The sequence below is a fragment of the Hwangdonia lutea genome (assembly GCF_032814565.1).
Classification (GTDB): domain Bacteria; phylum Bacteroidota; class Bacteroidia; order Flavobacteriales; family Flavobacteriaceae; genus Hwangdonia; species Hwangdonia lutea.
In genome coordinates this window covers 3,177,547-3,194,288 of the sequence record NZ_CP136521.1, presented here as the reverse complement: position 1 = coordinate 3,194,288, position 16,742 = coordinate 3,177,547, and the positions used below count along the sequence as shown (strand labels likewise).

General features: G+C 35.1%; 17 protein-coding genes. 8 read left to right on the top strand and 9 right to left on the bottom strand.

The features are described from left to right. Positions 1-3 precede the first annotated feature (3 nt). The 4 genes from RNZ46_RS13775 (at position 4) to RNZ46_RS13760 (ending at position 5,987) form a co-directional block, all read left to right on the top strand. The gene (locus RNZ46_RS13775; protein ID WP_316982745.1) at positions 4-933 is read left to right on the top strand and encodes a PorP/SprF family type IX secretion system membrane protein; all 930 of its coding nucleotides are present in this window, start codon (positions 4-6) and stop codon (positions 931-933) included. Positions 934-951: 18 nt separating this feature from the next. Continuing rightward, entirely contained in the window at positions 952-2,868 is a 1,917-nt protein-coding gene (locus RNZ46_RS13770; RefSeq protein ID WP_316982744.1) for an OmpA family protein, read from the top strand. 43 nt (positions 2,869-2,911) lie between these two features. Next, the gene (locus RNZ46_RS13765; RefSeq protein ID WP_316982743.1) at positions 2,912-4,831 is read left to right on the top strand and encodes an OmpA family protein; all 1,920 of its coding nucleotides are present in this window, start codon (positions 2,912-2,914) and stop codon (positions 4,829-4,831) included. Between the two features lie 115 nt (positions 4,832-4,946). Continuing rightward, complete coding sequence (locus tag RNZ46_RS13760) at positions 4,947-5,987, top strand: T9SS type A sorting domain-containing protein (RefSeq protein ID WP_316982742.1); 1,041 nt, start codon at positions 4,947-4,949, stop codon at positions 5,985-5,987. Positions 5,988-6,243: 256 nt separating this feature from the next. Here RNZ46_RS13760 and RNZ46_RS13755 read toward each other — a convergent pair whose 3' ends face one another. Then, positions 6,244-6,738, bottom strand: a complete 495-nt coding sequence (locus RNZ46_RS13755) for a CAP domain-containing protein (protein ID WP_316982741.1) — start codon at positions 6,736-6,738, stop codon at positions 6,244-6,246. 165 nt (positions 6,739-6,903) lie between these two features. After that, the gene (gene pdxH, locus RNZ46_RS13750; protein WP_316982740.1) at positions 6,904-7,551 is read right to left on the bottom strand and encodes a pyridoxamine 5'-phosphate oxidase; all 648 of its coding nucleotides are present in this window, start codon (positions 7,549-7,551) and stop codon (positions 6,904-6,906) included. A 54-nt stretch (positions 7,552-7,605) separates the two neighbouring features. Here pdxH and RNZ46_RS13745 point away from each other — a divergent pair, with 54 nt between their 5' ends. The 4 genes from RNZ46_RS13745 to RNZ46_RS13730 all read left to right on the top strand — a co-directional run bounded on the left by RNZ46_RS13745 (position 7,606) and on the right by RNZ46_RS13730 (position 9,456). Next, complete coding sequence (locus RNZ46_RS13745) at positions 7,606-7,905, top strand: DUF3784 domain-containing protein (protein ID WP_316982739.1); 300 nt, start codon at positions 7,606-7,608, stop codon at positions 7,903-7,905. Between the two features lie 12 nt (positions 7,906-7,917). After that, positions 7,918-8,346 (top strand): hypothetical protein, encoded by a 429-nt coding sequence (locus tag RNZ46_RS13740; protein WP_316982738.1) that lies wholly within the window; start codon positions 7,918-7,920, stop codon positions 8,344-8,346. 137 nt (positions 8,347-8,483) lie between these two features. Then, complete coding sequence (locus RNZ46_RS13735) at positions 8,484-8,915, top strand: hypothetical protein (protein WP_316982737.1); 432 nt, start codon at positions 8,484-8,486, stop codon at positions 8,913-8,915. Between the two features lie 118 nt (positions 8,916-9,033). Beyond that, complete coding sequence (locus tag RNZ46_RS13730) at positions 9,034-9,456, top strand: hypothetical protein (protein WP_316982736.1); 423 nt, start codon at positions 9,034-9,036, stop codon at positions 9,454-9,456. A 3-nt stretch (positions 9,457-9,459) separates the two neighbouring features. Here RNZ46_RS13730 and RNZ46_RS13725 read toward each other — a convergent pair whose 3' ends face one another. The 7 genes from RNZ46_RS13725 to RNZ46_RS13695 all read right to left on the bottom strand — a co-directional run bounded on the left by RNZ46_RS13725 (position 9,460) and on the right by RNZ46_RS13695 (position 16,725). After that, positions 9,460-10,365 (bottom strand): ribonuclease Z, encoded by a 906-nt coding sequence (locus RNZ46_RS13725; protein WP_316982735.1) that lies wholly within the window; start codon positions 10,363-10,365, stop codon positions 9,460-9,462. A 63-nt stretch (positions 10,366-10,428) separates the two neighbouring features. Continuing rightward, entirely contained in the window at positions 10,429-10,761 is a 333-nt protein-coding gene (locus RNZ46_RS13720) for a ribonuclease Z (RefSeq protein WP_316982734.1), read from the bottom strand. Between the two features lie 3 nt (positions 10,762-10,764). Continuing rightward, a complete protein-coding gene (locus RNZ46_RS13715) occupies positions 10,765-11,694 on the bottom strand; it encodes an aspartate carbamoyltransferase catalytic subunit (protein WP_316982733.1) in 930 nt (309 codons plus the stop codon). A gap of 99 nt (positions 11,695-11,793) precedes the next feature. Continuing rightward, a complete protein-coding gene (gene pyrR, locus RNZ46_RS13710; RefSeq protein ID WP_316982732.1) occupies positions 11,794-12,333 on the bottom strand; it encodes a bifunctional pyr operon transcriptional regulator/uracil phosphoribosyltransferase PyrR in 540 nt (179 codons plus the stop codon). Between the two features lie 140 nt (positions 12,334-12,473). Continuing rightward, positions 12,474-14,639 carry a S9 family peptidase gene (locus RNZ46_RS13705; RefSeq protein ID WP_316982731.1) on the bottom strand — a complete coding sequence of 722 codons (2,166 nt, stop codon included), beginning with the start codon at positions 14,637-14,639 and terminating at the stop codon, positions 12,474-12,476. Between the two features lie 111 nt (positions 14,640-14,750). Next, complete coding sequence (locus RNZ46_RS13700) at positions 14,751-15,023, bottom strand: hypothetical protein (protein WP_316982730.1); 273 nt, start codon at positions 15,021-15,023, stop codon at positions 14,751-14,753. Between the two features lie 7 nt (positions 15,024-15,030). Continuing rightward, positions 15,031-16,725, bottom strand: coding sequence for an energy-coupling factor transporter transmembrane component T family protein (locus RNZ46_RS13695; RefSeq protein WP_316982729.1), 1,695 nt, complete (start codon positions 16,723-16,725; stop codon positions 15,031-15,033). Between the last annotated feature and the right edge of the window lie 17 nt (positions 16,726-16,742).

Genomic DNA, 16,742 nt, shown 5'->3' with positions numbered 1-16,742 from the left:
CCTATGAAACTTATTAAACATAACATAATCGCTATTGCATTGTTAAGCTGTACGATTGGAGTTGCACAACAATTACCGCAATTCACACAGTATATGTTCAATACAATCTCTGTAAATCCCGCTTATGCTGGTAGTAGAGAAGCTTTAAGCGTGGTTGGATTACACAGAAGTCAATGGGTTGGTTTTAAAGGCGGACCTATAACACAAACACTGTCTATTCATACACCGCTCAGGAATGATAGAATTGGTTTAGGCTTGTCGTTTATTGAAGACGATTTAGGTCCTCAAAATTTCACGTATGTTTATGGTGATTTTTCATATACCATTCCAACAGGTTCAGATGGTAAATTGGCATTTGGTTTAAAAGCGGGTTTTACTCAATTTAGTTTTGATGCCGATTTTCGAAATGACCCTGGCAACGTAAACGATCCGTTAATATTTGGTACCGAAGATAGATGGACACCAAATTTAGGCGCCGGTGTTTTTTGGCACTCAAACCGTTGGTATTTAGGCTTATCTGCACCAAGAATATTAACTAACGATTTTAGTAACGCACAAAAAGAGTTTGAAGCCTTAGAACGTATTAGTTACTATTTTACCGGTGGTTATGTGTTTGATTTAAGTAATAATATAAAACTTAAACCTGCGGTATTATTAAAAGCAACAAACGGAGCACCAATGTCTTACGATTTTACCGGAAGCTTCCTATTCAATGAGAAATTTTGGTTGGGCGGTTCGTACAGACTCAATAGAGAAACAGCTGCCATTGGAGGTTTTGCCGATTTTCAAATATCAAGACAATTACGTGTTGGGTACGCTTACGAAAAACCCATTTCAGATATCGCAAGATATACCACTGGAACTCACGAGATTTTATTAATTTACGAATTCAAATTCCTAAGTTCTAAATTAAAATCACCAAGATATTTCTAACAAGAAATTATTGTATAAATGAAACTAAAAAACCACATAGTAATTTGTTTAGCTTTAATGCTCAGCTTTTCTGTTTTTTCCCAACAAGGAAAACAAAAAAGGGCTGATACCTTATTCAATAAATTCTCTTTTGTAAAAGCCGCAGAGCTTTATCAAGATCTTATTGAAAAAAACTATAATAAAGATTACGCTACTAGAAAGTTAGCCGATTGTTATGCTTATTTAAGGAATCCGCAAAGAGCTTCCCGATATTATAAAAAAGTGGTTGAGCAAGACAATGTACCCATCGAGTATTACTATAGCTACGCCCAATCGCTTCGTGGTATTAAAAAATACAAAGAATCCCAAATATGGTTGAAGCGTTTTAAAGATTCCGGAGGCGTTGTAAATGCTAACGATTTTTCCAAAAATGCCAATTTTATTACAAGCATTTTTAACGCCAAACAGCAATACTTTTTAGATCGCGTACGCTTCAATTCAAAATATAGCGATTTTGGAGCTTTTGAGCACGATGGGAAAGTATATTTCGCATCTTCGAGAGATGAAGGTGTTGCCGTTAAACGGTTGTATGGCTGGAACGAACAACCCTTTTTAGATGTTTACGTGGCCAAAGTGGGCTCGCGAAGAAATGTAGATTACACCGGAAAGCTAAAAGGCGATGTCAATTCCATTTACCACGATGGGCCGGTTACCATTACCAAAGATGGCAAAACCATGTATTTTTCAAGAAATAATTATAAGGACCAAGTAAGGAAAAGGGACAATAGCGGCTTAACCGCCATGAAAATATATAGGGCCACTTTACAAGACAGCGTTTGGACAAACATTGAAGACCTGCCAATTAACAGCGACGATTTTTCCACCCAACACGCCGCATTAAATAAAGACGACACCAAATTATATTTTGCATCCGACAGACCCGGTGGTTATGGCGGATCGGATATTTATGTGGTAGATATTAACCCCGACGGTACTTTGGGCGAACCCCAAAACGTTGGTAATGTGGTTAACACCGAAAATGCAGAGGGCTTCCCATTTATAAACCAAGAAGATGTCCTGTTCTTTTCATCCGACGGGCATGTGGGCCTAGGCCTGCTCGATGTATTCGCCACCATTAAGGGCGAAAATGGTGATTTTGTTGATGTTGTAAATTTAGGTATTCCGGTTAATTCCAATAAAGACGATTTTTCATTTACCATGAATCCCAACGGAATTACGGGTTATTTTGCTTCAAACCGAAGAGGTGGCCGTGGCGATGACGATATTTATGCCTATTACCGAGAACCAATCATGCAAGTTGAAGGTGTAGTAACCGATGCCATTAACGCAAAACCTATTGCCAATTCTAAAATTACATTATACGATGATAAAGACAATGAAATTGCGTATATGGAAACCGATGAAAACGGATTCTATCAAATAAATATAGACAGAAATCAAGATTACAAAATTGTAGGAGGTCAAGATAAATACATTGACGATTATCGCACCTTTACTTCAAAAAATCTACAAACAGAACTTACAACAATTACAGCAAACTTATTGCTTAACCCTAAGCCAAATGTTGTAAAACTTGCAGAATTAAATACGATTTATTTTGATTTTGATAAACACAACATCAGAGAAGATGCAGCTTTAGAACTGGATAAAATTGTGAATTTAATGTTGAATGATTATCCAGAAATGGTGATTAGAATTGAATCGCACACCGACTCTCGAGGTGCATTAACCTATAACGATAAACTGTCGATAGATCGAGCAAATTCAACCTACGAATATTTAGTTTCGAAAGGTGTAAATCCTGAAAGAATTACAGAGCACCAAGGATTTGGAGAGCGCCGATTAACCAATGGTTGCGTAGATGGACAAAAATGCGAAGCGGAAGAACATCAATTAAACCGACGTACTCAATTTATAGTTGTAAAAATGGAATAAAACCACACAATTCTAACCTAATTGTGTTTAAAATATCGTCCCAATGAAAACAAAAAACCACATTCTAACCTGCGCTATATTATTGCTAAGTTTTACGGCTTCGGCGCAATATGGTTCCCAGAAAAAAGCGGATAATTTATTCAATAAATTTTCTTTTGTAAGTGCAGCAAAAGTGTATCATCATCTTATTGAAAAAGATTTTAATACCCAATACGCAACCAGACAATTGGCCGATAGTTACGCTTATATGAGAAACCCCGATAGTGCTGTTGTATATTACCAAAAAGCCGTTCAACAAGCGCATGTTCCTATTGAATATTATTACAATTATGCACAAGCTCTTAGAGGTATAAAAGACTATAAAGCATCCCGCACATGGTTAAAACGCTTTAAGGAAGCTGGCGGAATTATTAAAAAAGATAGGTATTTAAAAGATAGTGACTTTATAACTTCTATTTATAATGCCAAACAGCAGTACTTTTTGGCCGATGTTAACTTCAACTCAAAGTACAGCGATTTTGGTGCTTTCGAGAAAGATGGTACAATTTATTTTGCTTCATCAAAAGATTTAGGCGTTTCAACAAAACACATTTATGGTTGGAACGAGGAGCCTTTTTTAGATATCTACACCGCAGCAAATCGTAGCGATAGCATTGTAAATCATAAATCTAAAATAAAAGGCGATATCAATTCCGTATATCACGATGGCCCTTTAACCATTTCCAAAGATGGCAAAACCATGTATTTTTCAAGAAACGATTTTAACAAAAATGTTCTGGGGAAAGATGATGCAGGTGTTACTCATTTAAATATTTATAAAGCCACAATAGTTGATGGAAATTGGACCAATGTGGAAGCCCTGAGTTTTAATAGCAATACTTATTCAAACGGGCACCCCGCGCTAAATAACGACGATACAAAATTGTATTTCACTTCGGATAAACCCGGTGGCTTTGGAGGGTCGGATATCTATTACGTAGATATTAATGCTGACGGTTCTTTTGGAGCACCACAAAATTTAGGCTCTATAGTAAACACCGATAAAAACGAAATGTTTCCGTTTGTAAATAGCGAAAATGCTCTGTTTTTTTCATCTGACGGACATGCAGGTTTAGGCATGTTGGATATTTTCGGAACGGTTTCAGATGAGAACAACCACATTAAAAGCGTAATAAATATGGGGGTTCCGGTGAATTCAAATAAAGACGATTTTTCATTTTTTATGAATGAAGACGGACTGTCTGGTTTCTTTGCATCCAATAGAGCGGGCGGCGTTGGTGGCGACGATATTTATGCCTACGACAGAATTCCGCAATTAAAAATAGAAGGCACCATTACTGATGCTACTACAAATGAACCCGTACCAAATGCGGTGGTGACCTTGTTGGATGGCAACGACAACAAAATTGCAGATTTACAAACCGATGAAAACGGCCATTTTGAAATCAATATCGATAGAGATACCGATTATAAATTAAATACCAAAAAAGACAATTATATTGATGATTCTAGAACGGTAACTACCAAAGGCATTAAAAACAGTGTAACGCGCATAAAAGCCAATTTTGTTTTAAACCCTGTTGCAAAAAAAGAATTGCCAATAACCGAGCTCTACCCTATTTACTTCGATTTTAATAAATATGACATCCGTCGTGATGGTACTGCGGAGTTAGATAGAATTGTTGATTTAATGATGAACAAATACCCCAATATGGTAATTAAAATTGAATCGCACACCGATTCTAGAGGACCATCGGCATACAACGATAAACTATCGAAAGACAGAGCCAATGCCACGTACAAGTATTTAATTGATCATGGTGTTGATGCTTCAAGAATAACCGAATACAACGGTTTTGGAGAACAAAAACTAACCAACGATTGCGACGGCACTAAAAATTGTACCGAAGCCCAACATGAGTTAAACAGACGCACGCAATTTATTGTGGTTAAAATGGAATAACTTAAGGCTGAACTCCTTAGCCTTTAAAAATCATCAAAAGGAATTTTTTTAGTATTTCTTAACGCAAACAAATTACTAGCTGTTTATAAGTTAAAATTGAATAAACATATTAATTATGAAACAACTATATTTTTTTATCGCTGTATTGCTTTTAAGTACATTTAACTTTAATGCCCAAACGTCTACCGATGTAACGTATATCGCTGAACCTTTTGGTTTAAAAATCAATGGTAACGATCTATACATAACAGCATCAGACGGTGGAGGTCTTTTCAAAATAGATATATCTGCACCAACACCAACTACTGCAGTACAAGTGGTATATATTAACAACCCCCGATATATTGAAATGGATGGAAATGATCTTTTTACAGCATCAGGTGGAAATATTTATAAAACAGATATATCGGCAAGTACACCAACAGCGTCTGTTTTAGTTTCGGGACTCAATTATCCTTATGGATTAGCTTTGAACGGAAACGACCTTTATATTGCGGAAGTATATGCCAATAAGATTTCTAAAATAGACATTACCGCAAGCTCACCAACACCTATTGATGTTGTTACAGGGCTTAACAATCCTTTCGATTTAGTCCTAAACGGAAACGATTTATATATCGCAGAATATGGTAGCAATAAAGTATCTAAAATTGATATTTCCGTATCAACGCCAACCCCAACCGATGTTGTTACAGGAATTACAAATCCTTGGGGGTTAACTTTAAATGGAAATGATTTATTTATAGCTAACAATCTTAAGATTTCTAAAATAGATATAACAGCCACTTCACCTGCAACACCAATCGATGTTGTAACCGGGTTACAAGGCTGTTATGAAATGGAAGTGAATGGAACCGATCTGTATTATGCTGAATTCAGAGGAAACAAAGTGTCAAAATTTAATTTATCGAGTTTATCAATAAGTGAAAACAGATTGAAGAATAATTTAACCGTTTTACCAAATCCTTCTACTGGTTTTATTAATATTTTAGGGTTAACCCAAAAAGAAACTTATACCATTTACAATATTTTAGGAGCAAAACAAAGCAGTGGTACCATATCTTTAAATGAAAATATTGACATTCAAAACCTAAATAATGGTCTATACTTTATTAAATTTGATAACGGAGATACCTTAAAATTCTTAAAACAGTAAAATAATACTAACACATCATAAAAGTTTTATGTTTAAATAAAAAGTAACTAGTTTATCAAATTAGTGCTTTTATTTTTAAAAATAAATCAAAAAAAATCCCCTCCGAAAACCGAGAGGATTTTATACCTAAAGCTAAATTCAATAACTACATAGTTATTAAAAAATAACCAATTAATTACCTGTGCTGTATGCCTAATACAGCATGTACTAAAAGAGTAAATAAAAGGTTATGTTGTAATTGTTTATAAAAACAATGTTATTTTTTAATGAAAATGTTAGTGTAATACCATTTTCCTTCGGCACTTTTTTCAGCCGATATATTAAAGTTTGTAAAGTCGCCTTCAATTGTGGCACGGTGTCCGTCGCTCTTAAGCCACGCTTTAACCACAGACGCGGCACTACTGTAGCCGTAAGCCACATTTTCAGATACTTTTTTAGCGCCAGCATTGGCTTTTAAATAGTTGCTGCGCGTATAAAAATTATCATGGGATATTTCTTCTTTATCAACCATATAATCGGTATGGCTGAAAGCCACTGATTTTACAATTTTTAAATCACCTAAAGGATTTAAGCCCAATGATAATCTGTGATTATTAATAAGTTCTAAAGTTTCTGTCTCAATTGTTTTTGTAGGCGGTACAACTAAGTTTTCAACAAGTAAATCTGCTTTTTCATCCATGCTATCGGTTGAACAAGAAAATGTCAACATAGCAAACAATGCCAATAATGGCAGCTTTTGTAATAACTTCATAAGTAGGTAAATTTAGATTTGGTGCCGTAAATTTAACAGCCTACTTATAAGTAAATGTTAATTAAATGTTAAAATCGATGAAAAACACGTTATTTGTCGTTGTTAAATGTATTTCATCGATAAAATGTATTTTTTTGTAGTAAAAATAAGCGATATGTTTATATTTTAAGGAGATAATCGATCTATCTTCCAGTTATAATCGCTTTGTAATTTATAGCGTATTCTGTCGTGCAATCGGTTTGGACGCCCTTGCCAAAATTCAATTTCAACAGGCTTTACAATATAACCGCCCCAATATTTTGGTCTAGGAATCTCTTTGCCTTCATATTCTTGTTCTAACTTTTGTAATTTGTCTTCAATAAAATCGCGACTTTCAATAGCTTCACTTTGGTTTGACACCAGGGCACCCAATTGACTCCCCCGTGGTCTGGATTCAAAATAACCATCGCTTAAATTTTCGGCAATCTTTTCAGCTTTCCCTTTTATAATTATTTGCCTTTCGGCACCTTGCCAAAAAAACGATAAACACACCTTCGGGTTTTGTGCAATGGCTCTGCCTTTTTCGCTTTCATAATTCGTATAAAATATAAAGCCCTCGTAAGTATATTTTTTAAGCAGCACGACCCTATTCTTTGGATAACCATCTGTTCCAAGGGTGGAAATTGTCATCGCATTGGTTTCATCTTCAGCAAAAAACCTATCGACCTCAAAAAACCATTTTTGAAACAATTCCATGGGGTTTTCCGGTACGTTTACCAAAAGCAGCTCTCCTTTTTCGTAAGATTTTCTGTAATCGCCTAAATCCTTTTGCATAACCTAAATTTAATTGAAATAAATTGTAACTTTAAGTATTCAAATTTACGTAAAATGCTTTTTGTAGAAGTGCTTGTGGGTGCCATTTTTATTATTTGTGGTGTTTTAGTTAAAAAATACCCAAACTTAATTGCGGGTTACAATACCATGACTCCCGAAGAAAAAAGGAACATTGATATTAAAAAGTTTTCAACCTTTTTGCACAACGGATTAATAATTATTGGTGCTTTGCTGATAGTGGCAAGTGTTGTTTTCTACGTTATAGAAACAATGCTTTTATACAGACTTTTAGTTGACGTAATAATCATATTTTTTGGTTTGCTTTATACACTCATAAATGCGCCAAAGCAATAAAAACATAATAAAATGAAATTCACTTGCACCATAAACATTAAGAAACCTAAGTTAGAAATTGCAAAACATTTTGAAGATCCCGAAGCTTTAAAACAATCTCAAAAAGATTTTTTAAGTATGGAACATATAAACGGAAAAAAGGGAGAAGCTGGTGCTAAATCCAAATTAATTTATAAAAAATTTGATTTAATTGAGACCATAATCCATAATAAACTACCCGACGAATTTTATGCCAAATACGAACATAAAAGCATGACAAATACCATGCGTTCCAAGTTTACTGCTTTGAATGAAAAGGACACCAAAATGACCACAAAAATTGATTATACAGAATTTAAAGGTTTATTTATAAAACTAATAGCAAAACTTTTTCCGGGTTTATTTAAAAAACAGGTAGACAAATGGCTGGTAAGGTTTAAAGCTTATTGTGAAAGACAATAGATAATCCTGTTTTAATTCATTTATTTGAGTGTGAAGATTTAAATTGGTTTTTGTTATTTTAAGAAATTACATGACATTTATCCATCTTATTCATTTTTATTCTTATTATGTTTGCGTCTCCCTAATTTACCTAAAAAATGAAGTTTGAAAATTCAGAATATTTTAAAACGTTAAAACCTACCAAGTTGGAAATGCCTTTTGGCACTTATTATTTATGTAAAAAATTCCTAGTTGTTGAATTGAATGAAGGCACCCATTTTGATTGGGATAAAGCAGAGCAAGTTATCCAAAAGATTTTTGAATTTTATGGAGACAATCCTAAAATTGGCTTTATATCCAATAGAATAAACCACTACTCTTTAGATCCAAATAATTGGAAGAAAGTTGAAGAAAAATACGATTTAATTGTTGCAAGTGCCATTGTTATGTACAACAATTCAACTTATATGAATGCTTCCATTGAAAAAAAATTTACCCAAACAAGTATTAAGCGGTGTATGTCTTTAAAAGAAGCTATTGATTGGATGCAAGGTTTAAAAGAGTTTAAATTAAAACCTGAGCATCTTTAGTGTTTTTCTGACCTTATACTAAAAGTTTATAGCAAAAACATCATTTTATTTTGTGTTTTTAGTATTTTGTTTTTTATTTTAAAGAAAAATGCAAATTAATGATGTATAAACATCTATAATGAAGTTTGAGGATTCAAAATATTATAAAATTTTAAAGCACCAAAAAGTAGAAAAGCCATTTGGTAATTTTTATTTTTTAGATCAATTTGCTATTTCTGAAATTCACGAAGGTGTACATTTCAATTATCAAATGATTGATATTATATCTGAAGAAGTTATAAAGTTTTATAACGATTTCAAAAAACAAAATCCCAAAAAGCTCATTTATATTACCAACAAAATTAACTCCTATTCTCTGGACCCAAATTCATGGATTAAAACCGAGGCCAAATATGGGATTGCCTATACGCGCGCCATTGTTAATTACAACAGTTGGTCGCATACCAATGCTGCCATTGAAAAAATGTTTTCTAAAGCCAACATTAAATGCTGCCATACTTTAGATGAAGCTATTGAATGGGCTATCTGTCAAAATGAATAAATACTAAAAATTAAAAACCTTTCCGTCTTCGCTTAATTCAACCTTATCAAAAATAGTTTGTGCTTCTTCTTTAAATGCATTCAAACCGTCGTAACGCGTTGAATAATGCCCAAGCACCAAGGTGTCCACATTGGCGAGTTTAGCAATTTTAGCTGCTTCTTTTGCGGTTGCGTGCTTTGTTTTTAGTGCTAAATTCGCGTGTTTTTCTAAAAAAGTAGACTCGTGGTAAAGCACATCCACATTCTCAATAATGGGCACAATATCTTCTTTAAACATGGTATCGCTACAAAAGGCGTAGCTTTTTGGTTTTTTGGCTGGTTTAGTCACCTTTTTGTTATCAATTAAAACGCCGTCTCTATTTATTACATCAAAACCTTGCTTTAATTTTCTAAAATAGGCGGTATCGATATTAGCATCTTCCACAGCCACAATATCCAATTTACGCTCGCCCTCTTTTTCTTTAAAAAGGAAACCATTGGTATAAACCCGATGATTTAACGGAATGGTATGCACCTCCACCTTATCGTCTTCAAAAATCAATTCAGATTTATTTGAGGTCAGCTCATGGAAAATAAGTTTGTAGTTGGTCCACGAATCCGCCAATTTCATTTGAAGCGTAATCACTTCTTTGATGCCTTTTGGGCCATAAATATGCAAATCGGTTTCGCGCGTCAATAATCGAAACGTTGAAATCAATCCCACCAAACCAAAAAAATGATCGCCGTGTAAATGCGAAATAAAAATGTGTTTTATACGATTGAATTTAATGCGGTGCTTACGTAATTGAACTTGGGTGCCTTCGCCACAATCAATTAAAAACATATGATTATTAATTTCTAAAACCTGCGAAGTTGTATTATTTAGAGCGCGTGGTGTGGCACTGTAACAGCCTAGAATGGTTAATTTCATTACATGCTTTTGTTTGTTGTTAAGTCGTTATGTCCAAATTACTAAACGAATAGCGATTGAACATTAAAACCCTAAATCGCGTTCCATGTCTTCCATTTGAATAATGTCGTATGCTTCTTGAATAGTTGGCACAACAACAATTTCGTCTGGCATTTCATCCAATTCTACTTTATCTGAAACAATAACAAATGAGAGTTTTGATGCTCGGTGCGTATTGGACAACTGAAGGAATTCAACAATTTCGGATAAACTAATTTTAGAAAGTGTTGTTAGGCAAACAATAATATTATGGGTTTTAAACTTGGGGTATAAAGCTTGAATTTTTTTTACCAATTCCACAATAGTAGCTTTTTCTTGTGTAATAATAGCGGTATTCTCGTGTTGGTCTAAAATCATGATTTACTGTTTTATTTTCGAAGCTAATAAATAAATAACGGACATACGAATAGCGACGCCATTTTCAACCTGGTTTAAAATTATGGCCTGCTTTGAATCGGCAACATCACTAGTAATTTCCACCCCTCTGTTTATTGGACCCGGGTGCATGATGGTTATGTCTTTATTTAAAGAATCCAATAGTTCTCTATTAACTCCAAACTGTTGTGTATATTCTCTTGTTGACGGAAAATAGCTAATGTCCATCCGTTCGTTTTGTACGCGAAGCATATTGGCTACATCGCACCAATTTAGGGCTTTGCGTAGGTTAGTTTCCACTTTAACCCCTAACTTATCGATGTACTTTGGTATTAAGGTTTTTGGGCCACAAACCATAACTTGGGCACCCTGCAATTGTAAAGCAAATATATTTGAAAGCGCTACCCTACTATGTAAAATATCGCCCACGATAACTACTTTTTTGCCTTTAACAGTACCTAATTTTTCTCTAATTGAATAAGAATCCAACAAAGCTTGCGTTGGGTGTTCGTGCGCACCATCGCCGGCATTTATAATACTTGCCTTTACGTGCTTTGACAAAAACACACCAGCTCCGGGATTGGGATGGCGCATAACAACCATATCTACTTTCATAGATAAAATATTGTTTACCGTATCAATTAAAGTTTCGCCTTTTTTTACTGAAGATTGAGAGGATGAAAAATTAATAACATCGGCAGACAAGCGTTTTTCAGCCAGTTCGAAAGAAAGCTTTGTCCGGGTTGAATTTTCAAAAAACAAATTGGCAATGGTAATATCTCTAAGCGAAGGCACTTTTTTAATAGGCCTATTAATCACTTCTTTAAAATGATCGGCAGTTTCAAAAATAAGTTGAATATCCTCTTCTTTAAGATATTTTATTCCTAATAAGTGATTAACACTTAATTCGCTCATTGTAGGTCTTATTAGATATTTTATTAATTTACTTAGGTTTAGACTGCGCTCAACCTGAAAAGCACTTTTAACTTCGTGCTCCCGTCTTCAAACTTAAATCTATTTTTCAATTAAATAAACCGAATCTTCATTGTCGTGCTCTTTCCAGTTTACTTTTACTTTTTCTTTATTTATTACATCTACTTGTCGCCCCCTGTAATCCGGTTGAATGGGTAAATGCCTACTAAAACGCCTGTCTATTAGCGTTAATAATTCAATTTCGTTTGGCCTTCCAAAAGACTGAATAGCTGTTAATGCGGCTCTAATGCTGCGTCCGGTGTACAACACATCGTCAATAAACACAATGTTTTTATCTTCAACCAAAAAATTAATTTTAGTGGCATTGGCTTCCAAGGGTTTATCGCTTCTACGAAAATCGTCTCTGAAGAATGTGATATCCAAGTGCCCCAATTTTATATTTTTAACCTTATAATCTTCGGTTAAAATTTGAGCCAATCTATCGGCTAAAAAAATACCACGAGGCTGCAATCCTATCAGAACGGTGTTAGAGAAATCGTTATGTTTTTCAATAAGTTGACAAGCCAATCGATGAAGAATGATGTTTACCTCTTTTGCGTTAAGTAAAACTTTTTGACTCATATTTTATCCAAACGTATTTGGAATGCAAAGGTAATGCAAAATTTTAAAAATAAAAGGGTAATTGTGCGTAATAAAAAAGACCTGTTAGGTTTTAATAAACTTTACAGGTCTTTAAAGAATTCTTGTGATTATTTTAATTTTTACTCCGAAACACCTTCCAAATCAAGTAAAAAAGCATAGGTTAAGGCTAAGGTTTTATACCGCTCAAGACGCCCCGATGCACCACCGTGGCCCGTTTTCATATTGCAATCCATAATTAATAAATTATCATCGGTTTTTAATTCGCGTAGTTTAGCAACCCACTTAGCCGGCTCCCAATATTGTACTTGGCTGTCCCAATATCCTGTGGTGACTAAAATATTCGGGTATGCTTTGGCTTCAACGTTATCATAGGGCGAATACGATTTCATATAATCATAATATGCTTTGTTTTTAGGATTACCCCACTCATCAAATTCGAAAGTCGTTAACGGAATAGTTTCATCCAACATGGTTGAAACCACATCTACAAAAGGAACAGCTGCGATAACGCCATTCCACATATCGGGCTCCATATTTAAAATGGCACCCATTAACAAACCGCCCGCAGATCCGCCGTAAGCGTATAAATGGTTCGCATTTGTAAAGTTTTCATCAATTAAAAATTTACCGACATCAATAAAATCGGTAAAAGTGTTTTTCTTTTTTAGCAGCTTACCGTTTTCGTACCAATCCCTTCCCATTTCCTGGCCACCTCGAATATGGGCAATCGCATAAACAAAACCTCTATCGAGTAAGCTTAAGCGCGTCGAGCTAAATGTTGGTTCCATACTATTTCCATAAGAACCATAGGCGTAAAGCAACAACGGATTTTTACCATTCCTTTCAACACCTTTTTTATACACAATGGATACGGGGATTTTTGTTCCGTCAGTAGCCGTGGCAAATAGACGCTCTGATGCGTAATTTTCAACAGAAAAATTGGGGTCAATAACCTCCGTTTGTTTTAATAGCACTTGACTTTTATCGTTCATATTATACTCAAAAGTGCTATTTGGCGTGGTTAAAGAGCTGTATCTGTAGCGCAAAACATCGGTATCGAAATCTAAATTAGATGTGGTTGCCGCAAAATATGCAGGGTCGTTAAATTGAATATAATGGTCGTCTGTTCCATCCCATTTTATAATTCTAATGGTTCGTAACCCCTCTTTTCGTTCTTGAACAACCAAATGGTTTTTAAACAAATCCATGCCTTGAAAATATACATTATCCCGATGCGGAATAACATCTACCCAATGTTCTTTTTCGGTTTTATTTACCGGTGTTTTAACTAGTTTAAAGTTTTTAGCATCTTTGTTGGTTCTGATGTAAAAATGGTCATCAAAATGATCGATGGTGTATTCTAGATTTTTCTCTCGGGGTTGAATCACTTTCCACGTGCCATTTGGCGTGTTGGCATCTAAAACCCTGTATTCTGTAGATAAAGTTTGAAAACTCCCAATAAGTAAATAGGCATCCGATTTTGTTTTGCTGACCCAGCATCTAAACGTATCGTCCTTTTCTTCGTAAACCACCACATCGTCTGATTGATTGGTGCCAATAACATGCTTTACAATTTTGTTTTGACGTAGTGTTTGAGGATCTTTAGTAGTGTAAAAAACGGTTTTACCATCGTTTGCCCAAACGGCACTGCCACCGGTATTGCTGAGCTTGTCTTTTAATAACTCGCCCGTTTCTAAATTCTTAAAAAAAATGGTGTATTGGCGTCTGGAAATGGTATCGATTCCAAAGGCCAGCATTTTATTATCTGGACTTACCGAACGACCGCCAAAGCCATAATAAGCATAATTTTTTGCCATTTCCGGTCCGTTAAGCATAATCTCTTCTTTTGCACCATCTTCTAGTTTTTTTCTGCAATATAAAGCATAATCGCCACCTTCTTCAAACCGCGTATAATAGGCATAGCCGTTGTCTTTTACCGGAACGGATTGATCGTCTTTTTTTATACGGCTTACAATTTCGTTATACAATTTATCTTGAAGCGCTTCGGTATGCGCCATAGCTTTACTTGTGTACTCGTTTTCGGCATTCAAGTAATCTAAAACATCTTGGGTTTGCTGGTCTGGCGTTTCGGCATTTTTTTGTTCGTCGCTTAAGCGCATCCAAAAATAATTATCGATTCGCGTATCATCGTGAATGGTTAATTCTTTAGGGATTTTTTTAGCAACTGGAGTTTCGAGTGATGCGTGTGGTCTTTCGGATTCATTTGATTTACATGATGAAATCATAATCGTTAATGTTAAAAAAGCGTAAATGGAATTTTTCATGATTTAGTGTTAGTTGATAATGTAAAGGAACGGAAATAATTCCTTAATGTTTTGTTAAATTTTAGAATCATAAACAATGTCAAAACATAGAAAAAGCTTTGTATTTAAGAATTAAAATAGTAAAATATAAAATGAAATTAGAATAATTAAAAAAACAGCAAAAACGAAAATGGAATTTAAAATCTTTTCTCTTCTAATTTTATGTTTTATTTCTATTTTTACTTTATCCAATTCAGGTTTAGAAAGCTTAGGAAAATCGAATTCTGCTTTATTCTCCGAAGCTTTATAATTAAGCCTCCTATTATCAAATCTGCCTTCAGCTTTAGCTTTACGTTCCTTCTTTCTTTGCAGTGTTGCTTTAAAATGTCCTAAACTACCATGCATAATTCAATCAGTTATTATTTGCCTTTAAAGAATCAATCTGCCTTTGTAAACGCTCAATCTCTTCTGCCTTTTTATCAACAACAGGAATTACCAACGTTGAATCTGACACCTGTTCAACCATATCAATAGCTTTGGTTTCTTCTGCAAAATAATAACCAATGCCTTCACTAGCTCTCCACGCTTCATTTAATTGGTCGTAAACGGTTTTATCCCATTGACTCGGTTTTTTTACATCAATCCAAATCACGTCGCGGTACTCGCTATCAATCAACACCAAATCTGGTGTCGCTGAGCCGTCAAATTGTCCCGCGTTTTTTTCGCTAATAGCGGACACGGTGCCTAAAAAGAACATGCGTTTTCTGCCTGCAATGTCTTTAATGTAGGGTCGGAACTCGACTGGTGTATTGGCGGTCCAATCGTATTCTTTTCTCGATTCTTTAACCTTCAAAGGCATGGCCGAAACACCGGCGTAACCTTGCTTTTTCGACGCATGGTCGTAATAATACAAGGCATCGCTACCATCGGCGGGCACAAAAACACTAAAGGTTAAACTGGTACGCTCGTCGCCCACAGGCTCTAAGCCAAACCAGTGGTACAAGCCACTGTATGCATTTGAGTCGGTATCCGAAAAATCAAAATCGGTTACAAATGGCTGCTGATTTTGGTCTTTTGGTAGCTGCGGTATTTTTACAGCCGTTTCCATGTTCCAAGGTAAAGGATCGCTAAAACCACCTAAAAACTTTAAAGATTCAGCCTGAATCCTCGATACTTTTTCGGCTAAGGTGTTTTGCCTGTTTAAGAATGGGTAGTTTTTCATGTCACTCGGACTGACATAAGTGCCCTTTCCTATTAAAATACGCTCGATATAATCGTTAAAATCGTGCTCGCCATTATTGATAACCATAACACCACCAAATGTTGGATAGGGAAATAAAAACCCTTTCCATTTAATTAAGCTAACCACTTGCACCCATTGCCCCGTATCGTTTTTCATATAAAAAGTATCGCTGGGCTCCATAGTAAATAACTGAAACAGATTGAAACGTTGCACCACGGCATTATACGTATTTCGGCTAAATTTTAAAGATTCGCCAATGGAGAATGTTACGGGAATTCTGTTTTCACTTGAAAATCTGGGGAATGGCGTAGTACTCGATACCGAAAAAACTTCCTCGGTATTATCTGTTATGCCTTGCCATACGTACTTTTCGGTGGGCTGAATGGCCATGGTCCATTTGTTTTCACCATCAACTCTTACCAAATGTGGTAGCGACACATCCTTGGTTTCCCCAACGCTTTCATTTGCCATTGAGGTAATATTTTGCAAGGGTTGAATACGCTCGTTTTGCGTTAATGGCAATTCGTTAATTTCAATACGATTGAGATTATTGAACACATTGTAGGTTTTCATATAATCGTACATTTTAAAATGCCAACCGATTGCATACAATATTCCGAAGAAAACAACTAACAGACCTAAAATACCCAAACGCGTTCCCGTACTTGCTGAGTTTCTAAACTTATGTAATCCGAAAAACAAAACAACAATACATAATAGGATTATGAAAATGAATTTTCTAATAAATAGTAAGGCTGGTTGATAATCGTCGCGCAACACAAACAATGCGATTAGCAAAATGATAGCAACGATTACGGTGATTCGTTTTTGTTTATTTCCTTTATTCCAGTAGTTTTTTATCATAATCTTTGTCATTCCTG

Coding starts and splice junctions, on each gene's coding strand:
- RNZ46_RS13760 (WP_316982742.1), top strand. CDS start 4,947: ATGAAACAACTATATTTTTTTATCGCTGTATTGCTTTTAAGTACATTT.
- RNZ46_RS13700 (WP_316982730.1), bottom strand. CDS start 15,023: ATGCATGGTAGTTTAGGACATTTTAAAGCAACACTGCAAAGAAAGAAG.
- RNZ46_RS13720 (WP_316982734.1), bottom strand. CDS start 10,761: ATGATTTTAGACCAACACGAGAATACCGCTATTATTACACAAGAAAAA.
- RNZ46_RS13740 (WP_316982738.1), top strand. CDS start 7,918: ATGAAATTCACTTGCACCATAAACATTAAGAAACCTAAGTTAGAAATT.
- pyrR (WP_316982732.1), bottom strand. CDS start 12,333: ATGAGTCAAAAAGTTTTACTTAACGCAAAAGAGGTAAACATCATTCTT.
- RNZ46_RS13705 (WP_316982731.1), bottom strand. CDS start 14,639: ATGAAAAATTCCATTTACGCTTTTTTAACATTAACGATTATGATTTCA.
- pdxH (WP_316982740.1), bottom strand. CDS start 7,551: ATGCAAAAGGATTTAGGCGATTACAGAAAATCTTACGAAAAAGGAGAG.
- RNZ46_RS13735 (WP_316982737.1), top strand. CDS start 8,484: ATGAAGTTTGAAAATTCAGAATATTTTAAAACGTTAAAACCTACCAAG.
- RNZ46_RS13715 (WP_316982733.1), bottom strand. CDS start 11,694: ATGAGCGAATTAAGTGTTAATCACTTATTAGGAATAAAATATCTTAAA.
- RNZ46_RS13695 (WP_316982729.1), bottom strand. CDS start 16,725: ATGATAAAAAACTACTGGAATAAAGGAAATAAACAAAAACGAATCACC.
- RNZ46_RS13725 (WP_316982735.1), bottom strand. CDS start 10,365: ATGAAATTAACCATTCTAGGCTGTTACAGTGCCACACCACGCGCTCTA.
- RNZ46_RS13765 (WP_316982743.1), top strand. CDS start 2,912: ATGAAAACAAAAAACCACATTCTAACCTGCGCTATATTATTGCTAAGT.
- RNZ46_RS13730 (WP_316982736.1), top strand. CDS start 9,034: ATGAAGTTTGAGGATTCAAAATATTATAAAATTTTAAAGCACCAAAAA.
- RNZ46_RS13775 (WP_316982745.1), top strand. CDS start 4: ATGAAACTTATTAAACATAACATAATCGCTATTGCATTGTTAAGCTGT.
- RNZ46_RS13770 (WP_316982744.1), top strand. CDS start 952: ATGAAACTAAAAAACCACATAGTAATTTGTTTAGCTTTAATGCTCAGC.
- RNZ46_RS13745 (WP_316982739.1), top strand. CDS start 7,606: ATGCTTTTTGTAGAAGTGCTTGTGGGTGCCATTTTTATTATTTGTGGT.
- RNZ46_RS13755 (WP_316982741.1), bottom strand. CDS start 6,738: ATGAAGTTATTACAAAAGCTGCCATTATTGGCATTGTTTGCTATGTTG.